The 19,412-nt window shown below is 61.0% G+C and carries 14 protein-coding genes and 1 pseudogene; 7 read left to right on the top strand and 8 right to left on the bottom strand.

Annotated features, from left to right (window positions below):
* Nucleotides 1–14 precede the first annotated feature (14 nt).
* The 6 genes from ASG35_RS04795 (at nt 15) to ASG35_RS04770 (ending at nt 8,975) form a co-directional block, all read left to right on the top strand.
* Nucleotides 15–1,253, top strand: a complete 1,239-nt coding sequence (locus ASG35_RS04795) for a dienelactone hydrolase family protein (RefSeq protein WP_056353806.1) — start codon at nt 15–17, stop codon at nt 1,251–1,253.
* 232 nt (nt 1,254–1,485) lie between these two features.
* Complete coding sequence (locus tag ASG35_RS04790) at nt 1,486–3,987, top strand: two-partner secretion domain-containing protein (protein ID WP_082508231.1); 2,502 nt, start codon at nt 1,486–1,488, stop codon at nt 3,985–3,987.
* 70 nt (nt 3,988–4,057) lie between these two features.
* A complete protein-coding gene (locus ASG35_RS04785; protein ID WP_235527444.1) occupies nt 4,058–5,737 on the top strand; it encodes a ShlB/FhaC/HecB family hemolysin secretion/activation protein in 1,680 nt (559 codons plus the stop codon).
* Between the two features lie 90 nt (nt 5,738–5,827).
* Nucleotides 5,828–6,646 carry an isocitrate lyase/PEP mutase family protein gene (locus tag ASG35_RS04780; protein WP_056353346.1) on the top strand — a complete coding sequence of 273 codons (819 nt, stop codon included), beginning with the start codon at nt 5,828–5,830 and terminating at the stop codon, nt 6,644–6,646.
* Between the two features lie 257 nt (nt 6,647–6,903).
* Nucleotides 6,904–7,812 carry a LysR family transcriptional regulator gene (locus tag ASG35_RS04775; RefSeq protein ID WP_056353344.1) on the top strand — a complete coding sequence of 303 codons (909 nt, stop codon included), beginning with the start codon at nt 6,904–6,906 and terminating at the stop codon, nt 7,810–7,812.
* Nucleotides 7,809–8,975 carry a YbfB/YjiJ family MFS transporter gene (locus ASG35_RS04770; RefSeq protein ID WP_056353341.1) on the top strand — a complete coding sequence of 389 codons (1,167 nt, stop codon included), beginning with the start codon at nt 7,809–7,811 and terminating at the stop codon, nt 8,973–8,975. Before ASG35_RS04775 ends, ASG35_RS04770 begins: the two co-directional genes overlap by 4 nt.
* Nucleotides 8,976–9,013: 38 nt before the next feature.
* Here ASG35_RS04770 and ASG35_RS04765 read toward each other — a convergent pair.
* A pseudogene (locus ASG35_RS04765) lies at nt 9,014–9,982 on the bottom strand (thioredoxin family protein); the annotation flags it as partial.
* 86 nt (nt 9,983–10,068) lie between these two features.
* Between ASG35_RS04765 and ASG35_RS31195 the strand changes: the two are divergent.
* Entirely contained in the window at nt 10,069–10,362 is a 294-nt protein-coding gene (locus ASG35_RS31195; RefSeq protein WP_156393002.1) for a hypothetical protein, read from the top strand.
* Between the two features lie 199 nt (nt 10,363–10,561).
* On the opposite strand, the gene ASG35_RS04760 is transcribed toward ASG35_RS31195, so the two are convergent.
* From ASG35_RS04760 to ASG35_RS04730, 7 genes are all read right to left on the bottom strand, one after another.
* Nucleotides 10,562–11,701, bottom strand: coding sequence for an iron-containing alcohol dehydrogenase (locus tag ASG35_RS04760; RefSeq protein WP_056353335.1), 1,140 nt, complete (start codon nt 11,699–11,701; stop codon nt 10,562–10,564).
* Between the two features lie 165 nt (nt 11,702–11,866).
* Nucleotides 11,867–12,769, bottom strand: a complete 903-nt coding sequence (locus ASG35_RS04755; protein WP_056353333.1) for an SMP-30/gluconolactonase/LRE family protein — start codon at nt 12,767–12,769, stop codon at nt 11,867–11,869.
* A 23-nt stretch (nt 12,770–12,792) separates the two neighbouring features.
* Entirely contained in the window at nt 12,793–13,737 is a 945-nt protein-coding gene (locus tag ASG35_RS04750) for a 3-hydroxyacyl-CoA dehydrogenase (RefSeq protein WP_056353796.1), read from the bottom strand.
* Between the two features lie 18 nt (nt 13,738–13,755).
* Nucleotides 13,756–15,855: an ABC transporter permease gene (locus tag ASG35_RS04745; RefSeq protein WP_056353329.1), complete on the bottom strand. Its 2,100-nt coding sequence runs from the start codon at nt 15,853–15,855 to the stop codon at nt 13,756–13,758.
* 37 nt (nt 15,856–15,892) lie between these two features.
* Complete coding sequence (locus ASG35_RS04740) at nt 15,893–17,422, bottom strand: sugar ABC transporter ATP-binding protein (RefSeq protein ID WP_056353326.1); 1,530 nt, start codon at nt 17,420–17,422, stop codon at nt 15,893–15,895.
* Nucleotides 17,423–17,432: 10 nt separating this feature from the next.
* Nucleotides 17,433–18,560, bottom strand: a complete 1,128-nt coding sequence (locus ASG35_RS04735; protein ID WP_056353323.1) for a sugar ABC transporter substrate-binding protein — start codon at nt 18,558–18,560, stop codon at nt 17,433–17,435.
* A 42-nt stretch (nt 18,561–18,602) separates the two neighbouring features.
* Entirely contained in the window at nt 18,603–19,349 is a 747-nt protein-coding gene (locus ASG35_RS04730) for an N-acyl homoserine lactonase family protein (RefSeq protein WP_056353792.1), read from the bottom strand.
* Nucleotides 19,350–19,412 lie beyond the last annotated feature (63 nt).

The following is a 19,412-nucleotide window of genomic DNA, read 5'->3' as shown; positions in this document are numbered from 1 at the left end:
ACAAAGAGGACGACATGAGCAGTCAGACGATTGAAATCACGGCGCAGGACGGCGGCCGCTTTTCGGCTTATCTCGCGAAACCCGCGCAGGGTTCGGGTCCGGGCATCGTCCTGCTGCAGGAAATTTTCGGCATCAACGACTACATGAAGTCGATGGCCGATCGCTTCGCCGAAGAGGGTTATGTCGTGCTCGTGCCGGATCTTTTCTGGCGCATGGAACCGGGCATCGTGCTCGGATATGGCGATGCGGATCTCGTCACTGCGCTCGACTACAACGCGAGATTCGACGAATCGAAAGCGCTCGACGATATCGCCGCAACGCTTGCGACATTGCGCGCGCTTCCCGAGCAGGCGGGCAAGCTCGGTGTGGTCGGCTATTGCCTCGGCGGCCGTCTTTCCATGCGCACCGCGGCAAGCATGGACGTGGATTGTGCGGTGAGTTATTACGGCGTGAATCTCGATGCTTTCCTTGACGAGATCGCCACCATCCGATGCCCCATGGTTTTTCACTTCGCCGACAATGACGCATTCACCCCACCCGAAACGCGCGCGAAAATCGAAGCCGCGTTCGTTGGCAAGCCGTTGATCGAACACTATGTGTACGCGGGTTGCGATCACGCATTCGCCACACCCGAACGCGATCACTACGACAAACCCGCGGCGTTGATGGCGTATTCGCGGACCTTGTCGTTGCTGCGCAAAGTGCTGGGCCCCGTGTACGATCTAAACCGTTTGTGGGAAATGCATTGCTACTACGAGTTCGGCACGCGCGACGTGAATGCCGTCATGCCGACCATGGTCGCCGAGCCCTATGTGAACCACGTTCCCACCATGACGGGCGGTGTGGGTCACGACCAGTTGAAGCGCTTCTACAAGTACCATTTCGTCGATTCCAATCCCGCCGATACCCGGCTGATTCCAGTGTCGCGGACCATCGGCTCGGACCGTGTTGTCGATGAATTCGTGTTTTGCGCCACGCATGATCGCGAGATCGACTGGTTGCTGCCTGGGCTCAAACCTACCGGCAAGTACTTCGAAGTCCCCATGTTGGCCGTGATCCGTTTTCGCGGCGACAAGCTTTATAACGAGCACATCTATTGGGATCAGGCTTCGGTCCTGGTGCAGATCGGCGTGCTCGATCCAACGGGTCTGCCGGTCGCAGGCATTCAGACCGCAAAGAAAATGGTCGATGAAACCCTGCCGACCAACACGCTCATGCCGAATTGGACATCGAGCGAAGGCAAGCCGATCTGATCGTCCAGCGGCAAGAACATCCGATGCGCTGCTGACATAGGTCATTTCCCTTATGGGCATGGCGCGTTCGCGTCCCATTTCGCACAGTAATTGGCCGATAAACGCGCTTTGATTTTTCATCTCATCTGCTATTCTCCTTTGGCCGCCCGCGCGACATTCCGGCGTACCGGCTAATCGAATGTGATGGTGCACCGCGCCACGGCGCGCCCGCATTCGTGCAACGGAGATCACCATGCTGTCTCCATTAGTATGCCGAATGATCGCGACACCGCGATTCCCGCGCCATAAGCACGCGGGGCTCGCGGCGCTGTTTGCCGTTCCGCTTGCATCGATCATGTTCGTGCCTTTTGCATGCGCCGCCGGACCGTTGCCTCAAGGCGGCCAGTTCGTGAGCGGGCAGGGGTCTATCGCCGGGAACGGGAGTGGTAACGGAATTGTCATCACTCAACCCGGTTCAACGCGCGGTGTGATCGACTGGCACAGCTTTTCCATCGGGCAGGGCAATAGCGTTACCATCGACAACGGCTCGGGCGCAACGCTCAACCGCGTGACCGGCGGCTCGCCCTCGGCCGTTCTCGGCAGCCTAAGTGCAACCGGCAGCCTTTACCTGATCAATCCGCAAGGCGTTCTGGTGGGCGCCAATGGCGTGGTCAGCACGGGTGGCCGCTTTGTCGCGTCCACGCTCGACTTGCCCAATTCCGCGTTCATGAATGGCGGCACGCTCACGCTTGCCGGCAGCACGAGCGCGAAGGTCGTGAACCTCGGCAAAATCAGTTCGAGCGGCGGCGATGTCTTCCTGATTGCGCGCGATGCCGTGGTGAATGCCGGTACGGTAAGCGCGCCGAACGGAACCGCGGAGTATGCCGCGGGGCAACAAGTGGTGCTGTTTGAATCGTCGAGCAGCAGGCAGGTCTTCGTGCTGGCGGGTAGCAAAGGGACCGTGGTCGATCGCGGCGTCACGCAGGCCGCGCAGATCAATCTGGAAGCCGCGGACGGCAACATCTATGCGCTCGCGGGCGCAGGCACGCGGGTCCGTGCGACCGGCACCGCCACACGCGATGGACACATCTGGCTCGTCGCCGATAACGGCCACGTCACGCAACAAGGCACCCTGACGGCAACGAACGCCGATGGCAGCGGCGGCACTGTCGACACGCTCGCGAACACCCTCACGCTCGCGGCCGATGCCACGGTTCAGGCGGGTCTCTGGAACGTTTCGACTCCGAGCGTCACCGTCGATAACACCACGGCCGGCGCATTCGTGCGCAGCCTCAACGCGGGGACGTCGGTGGACGCAACGGCGACCGGCACGAACGGCGCAACGGGCGATCTGAACGTTGTATCGAACATGACCTGGCAGGGGCCTGCGGCGTTATCGCTTGTCGCGTTTCATAACGTGACGGTCGCGCCCGGCACGACGCTCAAGAACACCGGCGCGGGAAATCTGAGCCTGCGAGCCGACGCAGCGGGTATCGATAACAACGGCAGCGTTGCGAATCAGGGCGTCATCGACTGGTCGGGCAGCACGGGTTTTGTCCGCTCGTTCTACGACATGAACGGCACTTATACGCCGGGCGTGATCACCCGTAACGCCGCGTGGACAGCGGCTGCCGAAAGCGGGCTCGTGACCCAGGTCACAGGCTACAAGCTGATCAACTCGCTCGATGGGCTGGTCAAGGTATCGTCGGATCTCGCGGGCAATTACGCGCTCGGCAAGGACATCGACGCCACCACGCCGCCTTTCGGCCCCGGCACGTATGTGCCGATAGGCTCGGCCGCCACGCCCTTTACCGGGCAGTTCGAAGGCATGGGACACACGGTCTCCAAACTTCAACTGACCACGAGCACGCTAGTCGCACCTCGCAATGGGCCGGTGCCCGAAGAAGACGCCAGCGGCCTGTTCGGGGTTATCGGCAAGACGGGCGTCGTGCGAAATATCAACGTGGACGGCAACGGGTCGCTCGCCAATGGAGAATATGGCGGCTTCGCTATTCTGGCCGGCTACAACTACGGCACGATAGCGAACGCGCACGCAAGCGGCAGCATCAGTTCGCTAGGCGACATCAACCGGACGACGGGTGGTCTCGTCGGCGAGAATTTCGGCACGGTCACGCGTTCATCCAGCGACGTGATCATCTCAACGGAAGGCCACGTCGGCGGACTGGTCGGACTCAATGGTCCGACAGGGATCGTACGGCAATCGTATTCATCGGATAACGGCGTGGTCCGGCCGCCATATCAGGCGGGTTCAGTCAACGCTTTCGGTCATGGATCGGGCGGCGGCGGCCTGGTCGGTAACAACGAAGGCCTGATCACGCAGTCGTACACAACCGCTCCCGTCACCTTCGTGCCAAACACATGCGGCTTCAGTGGCCGACCTTGCGATGCCGGCAGCGCCGCGCTCGTCCAGCGCAACTCAGGCACGATCGAACAATCCTTTGCGACGGGCGCGGTCACGACTTCCGTCTTGCCAGGCTTCGGACCGCCGGCGCTCGGCATTGCCAGTAACAATGACGGCACCATCGGCAAGGATGTTTTCTGGAATGTCGATACCACGCACGCCACGCTCGGCGTCTACAGCGGAACGGGTACATCGGCGGCGACCGGGCTCACCACCGCGCAGATGAGCACGCCGGCGAGCTTCGGCCCGACCTACGATTTCAGTTCCACCGGCGTATGGGCGTTGCCCGCCGGGGCCACGCATCCCGTGTTGCGCTGGCAGATTGCGAACTGAGCGCGGCGTTGAATCGCGTAGCGCGAGGCGCTTGCTGAAGGCGTCGTGGGGAGTTGCGGCTGCGCTATCCGTGTCTGCTCATGCGCAGTCGTATCGCGATGTTGCGCCGCAGACGCCGCCTTCCATCATCAAGCGTGAGACGGCGCCGCCCAAGGCCGTCGATTCGCCGCAGGCAACACAGGTTGCGGTGCCGTCGCTCGCCGCGTTGATCTTCGTGCCTGCGGGATCGGCAGATACATCAGCGCCGCAGAAAAAGATCAGCGCCGACGATCTTCCCGTTCTCGATACCGCCTTCCTGCAGACCTTCCAGCCCGACCTCGGCAAGCCACTGACTTTCGAGCGGCTTGCGCAGATCCGTCGTGCGGTTGTCGCGCGTTATCGGGCAGCGGGAAAACCGCTCGTCGATGTCTTCGTGCCCGAGCAGGACGTAACCGATGGCGTGGTGAGGATTGCCATCGCGGAGTTCCGGCTGGGGCAAGTGCGTGCAAGCGGCAACCGCTATTTCTCCGATGCCCTGTTGACGAGCGAAATGCCGTCGCAACCCGGCCAGCCGATCCTGCAATCGCAGATTTCGTCGGGGCTTGCGTTGCTCAACGCGAATCCGTACAGGCGTGTGGATGTGGTCTATGCGCCGGGCACAGCCGCGAATTCCACGGACGTTCTGCTCCAGACCGATGACCGTCTGCCATTGCGCGTCAACGCCGGCTACGACAACGCCGGCGTTCCGCAACTTGGCCGCGATCGTTTTTTTGCGGGAATCGACTATGGGAATCTGTTTGGGCTCGATCAACAGATCGCGTATCAATTCACTGCGAGCAACGATATTTTTGGCGGCAATCCGGACATAGAAGGGCGCCCGGATCGCGCCCGTTTCATGGCGCATTCGCTGAACTATTCGGCGCCGCTGCCGTGGCATGACCGCATCGAATTATTTGGTGTCTACGCGCAGAGCACGCCGAGGCTGCCCGATAGTTACGGCCAGACCGGCATCTCGGCTCAAGCCAGTATTCGATACGACTGGCTGCTCCCATCGGCTGGCGACTGGAACCCGCAGTTGCAGTTCGGCTACGACTTCAAACGCACCAACAACGATCTCGAGTTCGGCGGTTTTCAGGTATTCAATTCGAACGTGCATGTGCATCAGTTCCTGGCTTCATACTCGATTAGCAAGCCTGACGATTTCGGCCTGGCGCGCGCGAACATCACGCTTGTAGCAAGTCCGGGCGGCCTCGACGGCGACAACAGCAACGCAGCGTTCACCACCGCGCGGCAAGGCGCGACTGCCCGATACACATACGTGCAACTCGGCGGACAACACAACTTTACGTTAGGCGCAGGTTTTGCATTGAGCGCGCGCGGCGCATTTCAGTGGACGCCGAATACCTTGCTGCCAAGCGAGGAACTCGGCCTCGGCGGCGAGACGAGTGTGCGCGGTTACGACCCCTACGTGGTGCTCGGCGACCGCGGCTGGAATGTGCAGACTGAAGTGCGCTCGCCGGGCATACCGATAGGGACATCGAGCATCGCAATGCAGCCCTTCGTTTTTTTCGATGCCGGTCACGCGTGGAACCGCATCGACCAGCCGGCCGAAGCAAGCAATGGCTCGCTGGTAAGCCTTGGTGCAGGCTTGCGCGTGCAGTGGTCGCGCTACGTCGATTTACGCGGCACGTATGGCGTGCCGCTGCGCGCGCCGGTGCCGGGCGGATCGAAGGCGCCGATGGTGCAGTTGTTCGTATCGATAGGGACTTAGCGGGTTCGATCCAGCACTGCGCGCACGAGGCATAATATTTCGCTCAGGGCTTCCGCCCGACTTCTTCACGCGCTAACAGTGAGACCTCAAATGAGCCGCTCTATCGCCGAAAAACGTGCTGCGTTCCGTGCCCTTCATGAACAAGGGTGTTTCCTCATTCCGAATCCCTGGGATACGGGCAGCGCCCGCTATCTGCAAAGCCTGGGATTCAAGGCGCTCGCCACAACCAGCTCCGGTTTTGCGTGGTCGCAAGGGCATGCCGACAACACCGTCGCGCGGGATGCGATCCTCGCGCATCTGCGGGACATGGTTGAAGCGACGGATTTGCCGGTCAATGCGGACTTCGAAAGCGGCTATGCAAGCGACGCCAACGGCGTTGCCGAGAGCGTGCGGCTCGCGATTGCGACCGGAGTCGCGGGGTTATCGATTGAAGATTCGACTGGCAACGCAGACGCGCCGCTTTTCAGCATCGATGTCGCGGTCGAGCGGATGCGCGCGGCACGAAGCGCTATCGATGCAACCGGCGGCGACACTTTGCTCATCGGCCGCGCGGAAAATTTCGTTGCAGGGCGGCCCGATCTGGATGACGCCATCGCGAGGCTTAAGGCTTATTCGGACGCAGGGGCGGACTGCCTGTACGCGCCGGGAATCAGCACGCGCGAACAGATCGCGGCTGTGGTCAAGGCGGTTGCGCCGAAGCCGGTGAATCTGCTGGTCGGTTCGGTCAGCGACCTGACCATGCAGGACATTGCCGCGCTCGGTGTGAGGCGCGTGAGCGTGGGCGGGGCATTAGCTCGCGCGGCGTGGGGCGGTTTCATGCGCGCGGCGGAGGCTCTTGTGGATGGACGTTTCGATGGCTTCGAAAACGCGGCGCCGGGCAAGGTGCTGAACGCGCAATTCGGCGGCTGAGCTTGCTCCACGTAGCGCGTTAAAAACACAGCTTAAACCGCGCCTTGCGCCCAACGCAGCGAGGATGCGGTCACGAAAACACCGCGCGCAAGCCGACATGCGTGCGGATCTCTCCGCCAATCAACGGCCGATCACTTGCCCGCTTAACTGCGCGGACTGCAAGACGTACGCCGCTCGCGGGCGAAACAAATACATGACTTGCATATTATCTCTATTTGGGAATAAGATGCTAACATCGTTCTCATTTAGAGATTTACGTGGATCATACGACTCTGGAAATTTTTTGCGTCGTCGCTGCTGAATTGAGCGTGACCCGTGCCGCGAAACGGCTCGGCCGCGTGCAGTCGAACGTCACTACGCGAATCCAGCAACTTGAGGAAGAACTGGGTGTCGCGCTGTTCCGGCGTGACGGCAATCGTCTGACGCTGAGTGCCGAAGGCGAACGCTTCCTGGGCTACGCGAACCGCATGCTTGCACTCGCCGACGAAGCGCGCCAGGTGCTTACGCCGCAATCGCCGTCGGGCACGCTCAGGATCGGCACCATGGAAAGCACGGCCGCCGCTCGTCTGCCCGGACCGCTTGCGGCATTGCATGTCCAGTATCCGGACGTGCGGCTCAGGATTTCCACGGCGCCGTCCAGGCAATTAATCGAACAGGTCGAGCGCGGTCTGATCGACTGCGCGTTTGCCGCGTTGCCACCGTGTGGCGAGATGGCATCGGCAGCGGATCTCGAAGCAGCGGGCCTGCATGGCGAACCGGTTTTTCGCGAGGAAATTTTGCTCGTGCTGCCGCCCGGGCATGGCGCCGTCCGAAAGGGCGAGGACATCGCAGTGCGTTCGCTCGCTGCGTTTGCGCAGGGCTGCAGCTATCGCCTGCTTGCCGAAGAATGGCTCGGGCAGGGCGCATCAGCGCTCGACGTTCAGGAGGTCGGTTCGTATCACAGCATGCTCGCGTGTGTTGCGGCAGGCGGCTGCGTGTCGCTCGTGCCGCGCAGCGTGCTGGAGTTGCTGCGCGAACCGCCGACGCTACGCACTCATGTAGTGGCCAAAGTCGATACGTGGCTGATTCATCGCAATGGTTATCGGACGGCGGCGTTCAACGCACTGCGCGAAACGCTCACGCCATTCATGTCGAAGCAGCAGACACTGAAGGGGAAATCATCATGAGCACCATACGGCAGGTTTCATCGACTGCGAATCAAGGCATGGCCGCGATGGTCGCCGCGCTCGTCATGGCGGTGGGCATGGGGTTCGGACGCTTTGCGTTCACCGGCATCTATCCCGTCATGGTCAGTGACGCCGTGCTGACCGTGCATCAGGGAACACTCGCTGCATCGGCCAATTATGCAGGATACCTGATTGGTGCGCTGCTGACCGCGGCGATGCATCCGCGACATTCGCGCAGGCTTTGCATGGCGGCGCTTTGCGGTATCGCGATCTGTCTGGCAGTGACGGCGTTGCTGGATGCGCCGTGGCTGATCATCGCAATGCGCGGGATCACGGGCGCCGTCAGCGCGGTCACCATGGTTGCCGCATCCCTGTGGCTCTTGCAGCATCGTGGCCACACTCGCGGTGCGCCGATGCTCTACGCGGGCGTTGGCATCGGGATTGTTTTGTCGTCCGAATTACTGGTCGCCGGACGCGGTTCCGGACTGCATAGCGCAGGACTGTGGTGGGTGCTCGCGGCCGGCGCGCTGGTGCTCGGCGCGATTGCGCTGCCGGCTCTCGATGCACGCCCGGTCCACGATTCCGGCACACGTGCGGAGCGGCACGGACACGAGTTCTATCCAGCGCTCGGCGCCAGACCGCTGATCGCGCTTTATGGACTTGCCGGCTTCGGCTACATCATTACAGCGACCTATTTGCCGCTGTTCGTCAGGGACGCGATTGGTTCTATCGACCCAATCCAGGTCTGGGCGTTGTTTGGTCTCGGCGCAATCCCGTCGTGCTTTATCTGGCACGCCATCCACATGCGGCTGGGTACACGGCGCGCGTTGTTCCTGAACCTCGCGTTGCAAGCGATCGGTGTTGTGTTGCCTGTGCTGTTCGCAAATCCCGTTGGTTATCTCGGCAGCGCGCTGATCGTAGGCGGTACGTTCATGGGCACGGCAACCATCGCCATGCTCGCCGCACGCCGCGTCGCGCACACCATGCGCATCAGCATTCTGGCGATGATGACCGCGTGCTTCGGGATCGGGCAGATCGTCGGACCGCTGGTCGCGAATACCATGTACGCATCGCATCATTCATTTTCGACGTCGCTCGAAACCGCTGCCGCCGCGCTCGCTTTAGGCGCTCTGTTATGCGTGCGTGTGGGAAAAATCCGCTAGCCGAAACGTCGAATTGCTAGGCAAGCGGCGCCGTTTTTTTACCCGAACGTGAACGCATAGGCTTTCGCGCCGGCATCGAGAAATTCGATGGTGAACGTGTGGTCATCGACCTTGCCAGCTTGCCGGATCAGTTGATACAGGCGCACGCTATCGATCATGCCGCTGCCGTCCGCGGCGACATCGGTTCCATGCGATGCGCCTGGCGCCGCGCCATCGATAGTCACGCGAAATCGCACCGGCTTGCCATCGGCGGCAGGCGCGAGGACCAGGTGAAGATCGCGGGCGTGAAACCGGTAGGAGATTTTCCCGGACGCCGCGCCGGCTTGCGCCTGATCGGCGCTCACGGTCCACGGCCCCTGCAGGCTCCACGTGTTCAGCGATAAGCGGGCAGGGGTGGTGTAATTTCTGAGCGCGTCGGGCGCGACTTTTTCCGGCGATGCGAATCCATTCGCCTGCTTGTAGCCAAGATACGTTTCGGTCGACAGCACATCTTTTTCGTCCGATGCAACCTGCGTCCCGGCGGCCTGTGGAACGCCTGCCGGCGTGGGCAAGCTTGTGTGCCCGGATTCCGCCAGCAGTTGACGCACGACGCGCTCGGACTTGTCGTAGTTGCCTTCGCCGAACTGGTGGTATCGGATATGGCCGGTTGCATCGACGACGTAAAACGCCGGCCAATATTGATTCCCGAAAGCTCGCCAGACTGCATATTTATTATCGATGGCAACAGGATAGTCGACGCCCAGATCGCGCGTCGCGCGCTTGACGTTCGCGAGGCTACGTTCGAACGGGAACTCGGGCGTATGCACGCCGATGATCACGAGCCCCTGATCGCTATATTTCTTCGACCATGTCTTCAGATAGGGCAGGGTTCGTAGACAATTGATGCAAGAGTAGGTCCAGAAATTGACGATAACAACCTTGCCGCGCAATTGCTCCACGCTCAATGGCGGGGAGTTGAGCCAGTCGGCCGCGCCTGTCAGCGGCGGAACGATTCCTTCGACTGGAAGCGTTTCTGACTTGTTCGGGGTCGCGGCCATTGCCGGCGTTTGCGTGAGTCCAGCAATGCTGGTGAAAATCAAGGCTGCAATGATCAATGCCTTTTTCATGGCGTTTTCCTGATTTGAGATTTCGCGGATCAACGGTTAGCGGATTGTCGAAAAAGCCAGGTGCACTTGGCATGGGCTTATTAAACGGCGCGGATGTATCTCGCTTGTTTCTTGGCGGCATGGTTTTGCAATCCTATGTATCGAAGCCGCGTGCAAATACATTGCGATACAAAGCCGGCCTGTTGAGGGAGAATCCGCCGCACTTTGAGATCACCGGGCAAGAACTAGTTGTCGCCGAGGCTTACGAGGCTTCCGACTACAGCGCGTGGGCGTTGAGTTGAGGTCAGGCGTTCGGGCATGGGTCTATGTTCAGGCGTGATAGTGCTTAGCCGGTCTGCGCTGGAAGCCGAAAGCAGACATTTGTATTTAGCTGGCTACATACAAAAAATGGATAATTTATGTTATGTCAAATTATAAAAGCTGCCGGAACGTGACTACTAACCGCCCGGCAAACTACGAGATTCCAAGGCAAAGACTCGACTACATCGAACGTTCGAGCATCTCTCGATAATCTTCCGCCGATGCCTCACGCGGATTCGTCTTGTGGCTGTGATCCTTCAACGCCCCGCCAATGATCCGCTCGAACATGTCGTGCGTGACACCGAGTTCTGCAAGTCCCGAAGGCATGCCGAGCGTTCGGCTCATCTCGCGGATCGCCGGGCCGACCTGATCGCCCGAATCGAGTTGCATTGCCTGCGCCAGACGGCCGAGCTTGCCCTCGTCCTTCACACTCGCCGTTTCGCTATTGAACGCAATCACAGCAGGCAGGAAGATGGCGTTGAGCGTGCCATGATGCAGCCGCGGATTGATGCCGCCAAGCGAATGGCTCAGGCTGTGCACGCAGCCAAGTCCCTTTTGAAACGCGAGCGCTCCTTGCATCGACGCACTCATCATGTTTAGGCGTGCGACGCGGTCATCGGGCTGACGCGTTGCACGTTCGATATGTCGCCACGCACGCCACAAACCGTCGAGCGCGATCCCGTCGGCAGGCGGATTGAACGCCGGCGCAAGGAAGGTTTCGATGCAATGCGCGATAGCGTCCATGCCGGTCGCCGCTGTCAACGCGGCGGGCAGCTTCATTGTCAGATCGGGATCGCAGATTGCCGATCTCGGCACGACGTAGGGCGAGATCACGCCGACCTTGCGGCCATCGTCGAGAATCAGGATTGCGCCGCGCCCTACTTCGCTGCCGGTGCCGGCCGTGGTCGGGATCGCGATCAACGGCGCGGTAGCTGATGTGATGCGCGCGGCGCCGCCTTCTATCACGGCAAAGCTCTGCAGCGGTCCTTCGTGCGTGGCGCAAACCGCCACGCCCTTTGCAAGATCGATTGATGAACCGCCGCCAATCGCGATGATCCCGTCGCATTCCGATTGCTTGTACAACGCGACGGCATCGCGCACGGCGCCTTCGTTCGGGTTGGGTGGCGTACGGTCATAGACGGGCACGGACGCGCCGTGACCGAGAGCATCGAGGACTGTATCGACCAGACCCGCAGCCTTCACGCCCCGGTCCGTGACGATCAACGGACGGCGGATGCCAATGCGCTCGCACTCGCTTTTGATGAGCTTGACGGCGCCGAAGTCGAACTGGATTTGCGTGATGTAGTTGATGAGCGACATGGCAATGAGCGAGCGTTATCCAAAGGGTTAACCAGATACTTGGCAGATCGACAGCCGTTGCATCGATCGCTGTTCTGGCCACGCAGTATAGGCGCGGCACCCTACAGTGGATATTGACAAGATTTCATGTCGCTATCGCTTTTGCTCAAGTCTGCCCGCACGCCTTCAACCCGCGAATCGCGGCTCAGGCAAGCCTTTCACGCCAAGGCCGGTGATCGCAAACAAGCCGCCCTTGTCGCGCTCTTTTTGCGGAATGCCCCACATCGGGCGGCCCATGGTCGTGACGAAAAGGATGTCCAGATCCGGACCACCAAACATCACGCTCGTCAGGTTTCGAACAGGAAATGGCACCACGCGGTCGAGCGTCCCGTCCGGCGCGAAACGCAGGATGCGTCCGCCGAACACGAGCGCCGACCAGACGTAACCCTCGGCGTCGACGGTCGCGCCATCGAACGTGCCCGCCATATCTCTCGCCGATGCAAACACGCGCCGGTTCGCGACCGCTCCCGTTTCGATGTCGTAGTCGTACGCGTACATCTGGCGATCGTAGGTGTCGGTGAAATAAAAGGTTCGATTGTCAGGGCTCCAGCACGGACCATTCGAGCAACTAATGCCGCCGTCGAGCCGCGTGACCTGACCGTTGGTGTCGAGCCGATACAACGCCCCGCTGCGGCTCGAACGCTGACCGCGATCGGCATCGTAACGGTCGAAGTCGTAAGCCATGGTCCCTGCAATAAACCTTCCGCGCCGGTCGACCTTGCCATCGTTGAAACGCGTTTCGGTGTCGTCGCTTTCAGGGTCCGCGATGAGCTTGACCGTCTGCGCATCGAAGTCGTAGAAATGCAGGCCGTTGGCGAGCGCAACCACGGCGCCGCCCTGCTCGCGCAACGCCATTGAACCAATATGGCGCGGCACGAAATACCGTTTGATGTCGCTGCCATCGGCGCGGCAACTGCTGATCTCGGCGGCGGTGCTGTCGATCCAGTACAAGCGCTGTTCCTTTACGTCCCACAGCGGTCCTTCACCAAGATGATTGTTCGCATCGACGATCAGGCGCGTTTCGATCATGGTTGTCTCCTGTATTTATCGGACTACTTGCCGGACTTGGCTATCGCCCGGCGATGCGCGAGCAACGCCATCAGCCGCCGGTCGCGCCATCGGCTACGGTTTTCTATTTCGTCACGTGCAAGGACTTCGCGGCGTTCGGCGTCGAGCCGCGCGACGCTTTCAGGCGACCAGTCGAACGGCACGCTGTCTTTCGCGAACGATTGGTACATCGCGCCGTAGCGTGCCGCGTAATCCGTGACGCCACCGGGCGCGTTGAGGTCGATGGTCTCGAACGGACCCATGAACGACCAGCGCAGTCCGAGGCCGTCGCGCATCACCGTATCGAGGTCGGCGGCGCTGGCGTATCCACGCGCGTAGAGGCTCAACGCTTCATCGAGCAAGACGCCCTGCAGCCGGTTCAACAGAAAACCCGGTATCTCACGCGTGACGATGACGGGTTGCTGACCGGCTTCTTCGTAGATAACGCGAGCGCGGGAAATCGTCTCGGGCGTGGTCCACGGCGCACCGCACAACTCCACGAGCGGCACGAGCGATGGCGGGTTCACGGGATGCGCCACGAGGCATCGCGCGCGGCCGGCCAGGTCTTCGGTGAAGGTCGAAGCGGGCAAACCTGAAGTCGAACTTGCGAGCAATGTATCGGGACGCGTCAGCTTGTCGAGCGCGGCGAACAACGTGCGTTTCACCTCCACTATTTCCGCGATGTTCTCCTGCACGAGATCCACGTCCTGCACGGCATCGGCAAGCTCTTTGCATGCGCTCACACGGGCAACGATCTGCGCTATGGGTTCATCGATCAGGCCATATTCCTGCAGATCGGCAATGCTCTCGCGTATGGATGGAATCGCGCCGTCGAGCATTGCGCTGTCGGCATCGTGAAGACGAACTTCGAACCCCGCACGCGCAAACACGATAGCCCACGCGCGCCCTATGCGCCCCGATCCAATCACCGCAACGCGTTTGCTGCTCATAGCAGGCTCCATTTAGTCTCAAGCTTTCTTGTCGCGCAACGTGATCACCGCAGCCAGCACGACGAGCCCGTTGATGATGTCGCGCACAGCCGGCGGCACGGTCGTTCCCGCGAGCAATGTGCCGAGCGCGGTCAGCAGCAACGCCCCGCCGAATACGCCGAGATAATGGCCGCGTCCACCGGTAATCAAGGCGCCGCCAACGACCACGACCGCAATCGATGGCAACAGGTACGGGTCGCCCATGCCGAGGAATGCCTGGCTGCTGAAGCCGGCGAGCAACAGGCCGACCGCGGCGGAACACAAACCCGAGAGGCAATACACGGCGATGAGCGTCGCGCCCACTCGCACGCCGGAGAGCTTGGCTGCAATGGGCGAATTGCCGACTGCATAGACCCGTCGTCCAAAAGCCGTGCGATGCAGCAGCAGCAACGCAAACGCGAGGAACAACGGCACGCACCACGCGGCCAGCGATAACGGCCCGAAGCGACCATTCGTGAAATTACTGACAGCCGATGGCGCCCAGCCTTGCGGCGAACCATTGCAATAAATGAGTGTGATGCCCTGCAGCAAGCCGTTGGCGGCAAGCGTCACGACGATCGGCGGCAAGCCGAGCACAACCACGCCAACGCCGTTGAAAATGCCCACCAACAAGCCTGCGCCGAGCACGAGCGGTACGGCCCAGATGGCGGCATCGTTGAGACCGTGCGTAAGGCCCGTGAGCAGCACGCCTGACATGGTGATGAGCCACGGCACGGAAAGATCGAGACCGCCAGTGAGAATCACGGCTCCTTGCCCCAAGCCCAGGATTGCGAGGAACAGCGTCAGCGTCAGCAAGCTCGTGTAGAAGTTCGCGCTCGCAAGCACGCCCGGTCCGTACACCACGCCGGTGATCACGATGACCGCGAAGAACAGCAAATAAGCGGGCACCACGTACTTCACCCATTCGCGATTGCGTTCTATCCAGTCCGATACAGCGCGGCCTTTGAGTTCGGTGTTGTCTATCGGACGGAAATGCTCGACTTCGAATTTCACGCGTCGCGCGCGCGGGTCATCCTTGGCACGGGTTCCGGTTCGCCAGGCGGTGAGCCATCGGCTTGCGTATTGCGCGCAGTGATGCGCGGCCGATTGTTTGCCGATAGACGATCCCAGCACGGCCAGAATAAGGATCACCGCTTCGGCGATCGTCGTAAAAAATGCAGAGACGTTCAAGACGAGCAGGATGTTCACCGTGATCATCAGCGTCATGGCGGCGAACACCGTGCCAACGCAGCCACCGCGTCCGCCGCCCAGCCACGTTCCGCCGAGCACGACCGCGGTGAACATGGAAAGCAACAAGGGCCGGCCAACGAGCGGATCGGCGGAACCCGTCTGCGCCGATACATAAAGCCCGGCCGCCGCGTAGAACATGCCGGCGAGCGCATACGTTGCGATCCGGTAGCCGCGCACGGGCATGCCGTTCGAATACGCGCCATCGGGATCGCTGCCGAGTGCGTAAAGACCAACGCCAAACCGCGTGCGCTTCACGAAGGTCCACACCAGCAGCGCGATGACCAGCACGGCGGCGGAAATCGGCACCTTGTCTTGAATCAGGTCGGATGTGATCAAGCCGCCAAACTGCTCGCCGATACTCCCGCCCGGTTTGTTTTGAATCAGCAGCGTGAGGCCCTGCACCATGAACATGGTGGCAAGCGTGACCACGATCGACTGCAGCCGGAACCACGCGATCAACGCGCCGTTGATCAGCCCTATACCGCCGCCTATCGCGAGAATCAGCGCAACGCCGCCCCATTGCTGAACCGGCGTGCCTTGCACGAAATGCACGGCGAGCACGTTGGACAACGACACCACCGCCGACGCCGACAGATCGAACCCGCCGCTCAGCACCACGATGGTCTGCCCGATTGCCGCGAGCGCGAGCGTTGTGCTGCTGGAGATCACGGAGCCGACGTCGTACATGCCAACCGGCGTGGCCGACAACGACACCCACGCGATCAGCATGGCGAGGAGCGCGCCAATGGCGATGATCAGCCCGCGATAATGATCGATGCGCGCCCGCAAACCGACGTGCGCGCCTGGACGCACGATCTCGCTATCGGGTGACGCAATTGCAATTTTCATGATCGACCTCTGGTTGCTTGATCCGAGTCGCTACGTTTCAACTTGAAAGCATCTTGCGCATCACGTTTTCTTCGGTGAGCGATTCACCGTCGAGCTCCGCCACATTGCGTCCGCGATACACCACCGTCACGCGGTCGCACACGTTCACGAGCTCGGGTACATCGGTGGAATAGAACAGCACGGCGCCGCCAGCGGCCGCAAACGCGCGCATCAGCACGAAGATCTGATGCTTCGTGCCCACGTCGATACCGCGCGTCGGATCGAACATCAGCCACACGCGGCTTTGCGTGAGCAACCATTTCGCCATCGCGATCTTCTGCTGGTTGCCACCCGAAAACGAGAGGCACGGTTTGTAGACCGCGCGCGGGTTCACTTCCATTTGCGCGAGCGCACGCTTGATGGCCGCCTGTTCGCGCTTGCGGTCAATCAGTCCGAAGCGCGTATAGCGTTTGATGACGGGCAACGAGACGTTTTCTCCGCCGGGAAGACGCAAGAAAAGGCCCTCGGTCTTGCGGTCTTCAGGCAGGAAACTCGTGGATATTCCCGCCTTCAACGAATCCGCGGTCGATGTCAGCGTGACCGGTTTTCCATCGACGAGAATCTGGCCTGCATCGATAAACTGCGCACCGAACAAGGCCTCGAAAATCTCGCGTTGCCCCATGCCCTGAAGCGCTGCAATGCCATGCACTTCGCCCGCCTTCAACGTGAGATCGAAATCGTTCACCACGGCGTCCACCTTGATGCCGCGCGCTTCCATTGCAGGCGTTTCGAGCACGGCGGGAGACGGAACCTTGGGCGGATATTTGGCTTCCATCGAGCGTCCGATCACGAGGCGGATGACCTCGTCGTCGGAGATGGCGGAGGTATCGAACGCGCCTACGTCGTGGCCATTCCTGTACACCGTCAGGCTGTCGCAGAACTCGCGCACTTCCTGCATGCGGTGCGTGATGAATACGAACGTCACGCCCCGCGCCTTCATTTCTTCAATACGGCGAGCGAGCCACGATACATCGCGGCCCGATAACGCCGACGTAGGTTCATCGAGCAAGAGAACTTCCGGCTTGCGCACTACCGCCTTCGCAATCTCGATCTTCTGGCGCACAGGCAACGCCAGGTCGCGGATATACGCTCCTGGACGTACATCGCCCAGTTCGAGCTTGTCGAGCCATTCCGCGGCCTGCCGTTGCGCTTCGCGCTGACGAATGCGGCCGAACCAGCCGGTCGGCTCGTACGACATCAGCAGGTTCTGCGCGACCGTCAGATCGCGCACGAGCGTCATCTCCTGGAACGCCGTCTGCACGCCCGCACGTTGCGCGTCCTTCGGACCGCGCATGTTCACGCTCTGGCCGAGGATGGAGATGCTGCCTTCGTCCGGCTGCATCAATCCCGAGAGCAGCTTGACGGTCGTCGATTTGCCCGCGCCGTTCTCGCCAAGCAGCGCGTGAACGGCGCCGCGTCTAACGCGGAAGGACGCATTGTCCAGCGCAACGGTCGCACCGAAGCGCTTGGTCACGTTCGACAGGTCGATCGCCCAGCCGCCATCCGCTGCCTGTGAGTGGCTCTGCATGGAACGCTCCTTAGTCCGGCTTGCCGGTCAGCGCCGCGTTGAAACCAACCTCGCTCGTCTCTGCCGAATAGATGTCGGCGAACCAGCCCGGCGGCACCTTGTCCGGCATGAACGCGGTACAGCCTGCCTTCAGTTCATCGATGGAACCCGTCTTGCACAGCTTGGATTCCGCGGTCAAGACCAGCGGCAGCTTGAGCGTCACATGCGGCGGAAAATCCTTGCCTTCGAGCTTGCCGACCGCCATCTTCAGTGCCAGCGCGCCGGAGTACGGCGGCGAACCGTAGGAGATCGAACGATACCCGATCGAGCGATACGAACCATCGCCCTTCACGGTTCCCGGCGGCAACATCTGCACGCGATGCCCGTTCGACGATTCACCCGCGCACGGCTTCACCTTGTCGTCGGCTATGCCGGCTTCGAGTTGCATCGATGCGGCCGTGAAGCATCCGACCTGCATCCACAAGCCGTCGATCTTGTCCCAGCTGTTCGTTGCAAGGATCTTCGACAACTCCGTTTTCGCCGTCGCCTGGCTCCACATGCCCGTGCCTTCGGCCACGATCTTGATCCCTGGATACTTCGCGAATACCGCCTTCGCCGCTTCAGTGCGCGCACGATCCACGGACGTGCCCGGCACGCCGTTGATCAGCACGATATTGCCCTTGCCGTTGATCGACTTCGCGAGCCACTCCGCCGTGACAGTCCCGGCCTGCTTCTGATCGATCGTCACGTTATGCGCGCACGGCTCGGTCACTTCGCCGTCGTACGCGGCCACGATCACGCCTTTCGAACATGCATTCTTGATCGCACGGTTCAGCGCGGTCGGCGAGATTGGATAGATCACGATGGCCTTGGCGCCTGCCTGAACCATCGAGTTGATCTGCTGGATCTGCTTTTGTGCGTCCGTGCCTGCAACCTGCACTTCGAGATCGACCTTGTCTTTCAGGCCCGGCGTCGCGGCCATGGCCTTGACCATGTTCGCGGCTTCGGTTTGCCAGTCGTTGCCCACATAGCTCATCGATAGAAATACCTTGTATTTCTCCGCGGCCGAGGCTTGTTGCGATACCGCCAGCGTCGCGAGCAACGCGGCCCCGAGCGCAAGGCGTGCCGCCCGACGGATGGTGTTCGTCAGCGTGTTCATGTCTTCCTCCGATCCAACGTATGGTTATTTATGCCTGTACTACTAACTTTCTACGTGCTTCAGACGTGCACTTGCCGGTAGTTCGATGCCTGCAGATCCCGCCACGACATTCGGATCGTGGCCGGGGATGACGAAGTCCGCGATCTGCCTGATTCGCCTGAGCGATGCGAGTTCGGCCGCGGTCTCATGAACGATCCCGACCGGCACGAGATCGACGATGTTTTCCATGCAACTGGCGCAATCGCCTGCGATCAGCACAACGCCGTCGGCGGTATCGACGGCAACGGACTGATGCCCCGGCGTGTGTCCCGGCGTCGGGATAACGCGTACGCCCGGAGCAATGTCCGTGATGCCATGCACGAACTGCCATCTGAAATAGGCGAGCGGCTCGCGGCCTATCAGGAACTCCTGATAGAACGTGGCTTGCGTGGGCAACGGCCGGCCCGCGTATTCCCACTCACTTGCCTGCACAATGAAGCGGGCATTCTTGAAGAGCGTATTGCCGCCGGAATGGTCGTAATGCAAATGCGTGTTGATGACAATATCGACGTCGTCCGCGCTCCAGCCCACGTACTCTTTTAACGCGCGTTCAAGCCGTTCTTCCGGCGCTTGTTCGCACGGACACACGAAGCTCGATACCCAGCCGGGATCGTGGATGCCGGTATCGACGACGATCTTTTTGTCGCCGCCCACGATCGCCGTCGACCAGACTGGCACCTTGATCTGCTGTCCGTAATACCGCCCGTAAATCTGCGATGACCGATCGACGGTCAGCCAGCCTGTCGGCATGGCCACCACTTTGAGTTTCGGCACAGTCACAGTGATCTCCGCCGTCAAAGGTTGAAGGGATGT

The organism is Burkholderia sp. Leaf177, from assembly GCF_001424345.1.
Classification (GTDB): Bacteria; Pseudomonadota; Gammaproteobacteria; order Burkholderiales; family Burkholderiaceae; genus Caballeronia.
Note: the sequence above shows the minus strand (reverse complement) of the source record. Positions and strands in the feature narration are given on the sequence as shown.

Excerpts from the sequence above, each read along its gene's own strand:
- ASG35_RS04755 (WP_056353333.1), bottom strand. The coding sequence starts at position 12,769 with ATGATCGAAACGCGCCTGATCGTCGATGCGAACAATCATCTTGGTGAA.
- ASG35_RS04795 (WP_056353806.1), top strand. The coding sequence starts at position 15 with ATGAGCAGTCAGACGATTGAAATCACGGCGCAGGACGGCGGCCGCTTT.
- ASG35_RS04735 (WP_056353323.1), bottom strand. The coding sequence starts at position 18,560 with ATGAACACGCTGACGAACACCATCCGTCGGGCGGCACGCCTTGCGCTC.
- ASG35_RS04740 (WP_056353326.1), bottom strand. The coding sequence starts at position 17,422 with ATGCAGAGCCACTCACAGGCAGCGGATGGCGGCTGGGCGATCGACCTG.
- ASG35_RS04760 (WP_056353335.1), bottom strand. The coding sequence starts at position 11,701 with ATGTCGCTCATCAACTACATCACGCAAATCCAGTTCGACTTCGGCGCC.
- ASG35_RS04730 (WP_056353792.1), bottom strand. The coding sequence starts at position 19,349 with ATGCCGACAGGCTGGCTGACCGTCGATCGGTCATCGCAGATTTACGGG.
- ASG35_RS04745 (WP_056353329.1), bottom strand. The coding sequence starts at position 15,855 with ATGAAAATTGCAATTGCGTCACCCGATAGCGAGATCGTGCGTCCAGGC.
- ASG35_RS04790 (WP_082508231.1), top strand. The coding sequence starts at position 1,486 with ATGCTGTCTCCATTAGTATGCCGAATGATCGCGACACCGCGATTCCCG.
- ASG35_RS04780 (WP_056353346.1), top strand. The coding sequence starts at position 5,828 with ATGAGCCGCTCTATCGCCGAAAAACGTGCTGCGTTCCGTGCCCTTCAT.
- ASG35_RS04750 (WP_056353796.1), bottom strand. The coding sequence starts at position 13,737 with ATGAGCAGCAAACGCGTTGCGGTGATTGGATCGGGGCGCATAGGGCGC.
- ASG35_RS31195 (WP_156393002.1), top strand. The coding sequence starts at position 10,069 with ATGCCTTTTTCATGGCGTTTTCCTGATTTGAGATTTCGCGGATCAACG.
- ASG35_RS04770 (WP_056353341.1), top strand. The coding sequence starts at position 7,809 with ATGAGCACCATACGGCAGGTTTCATCGACTGCGAATCAAGGCATGGCC.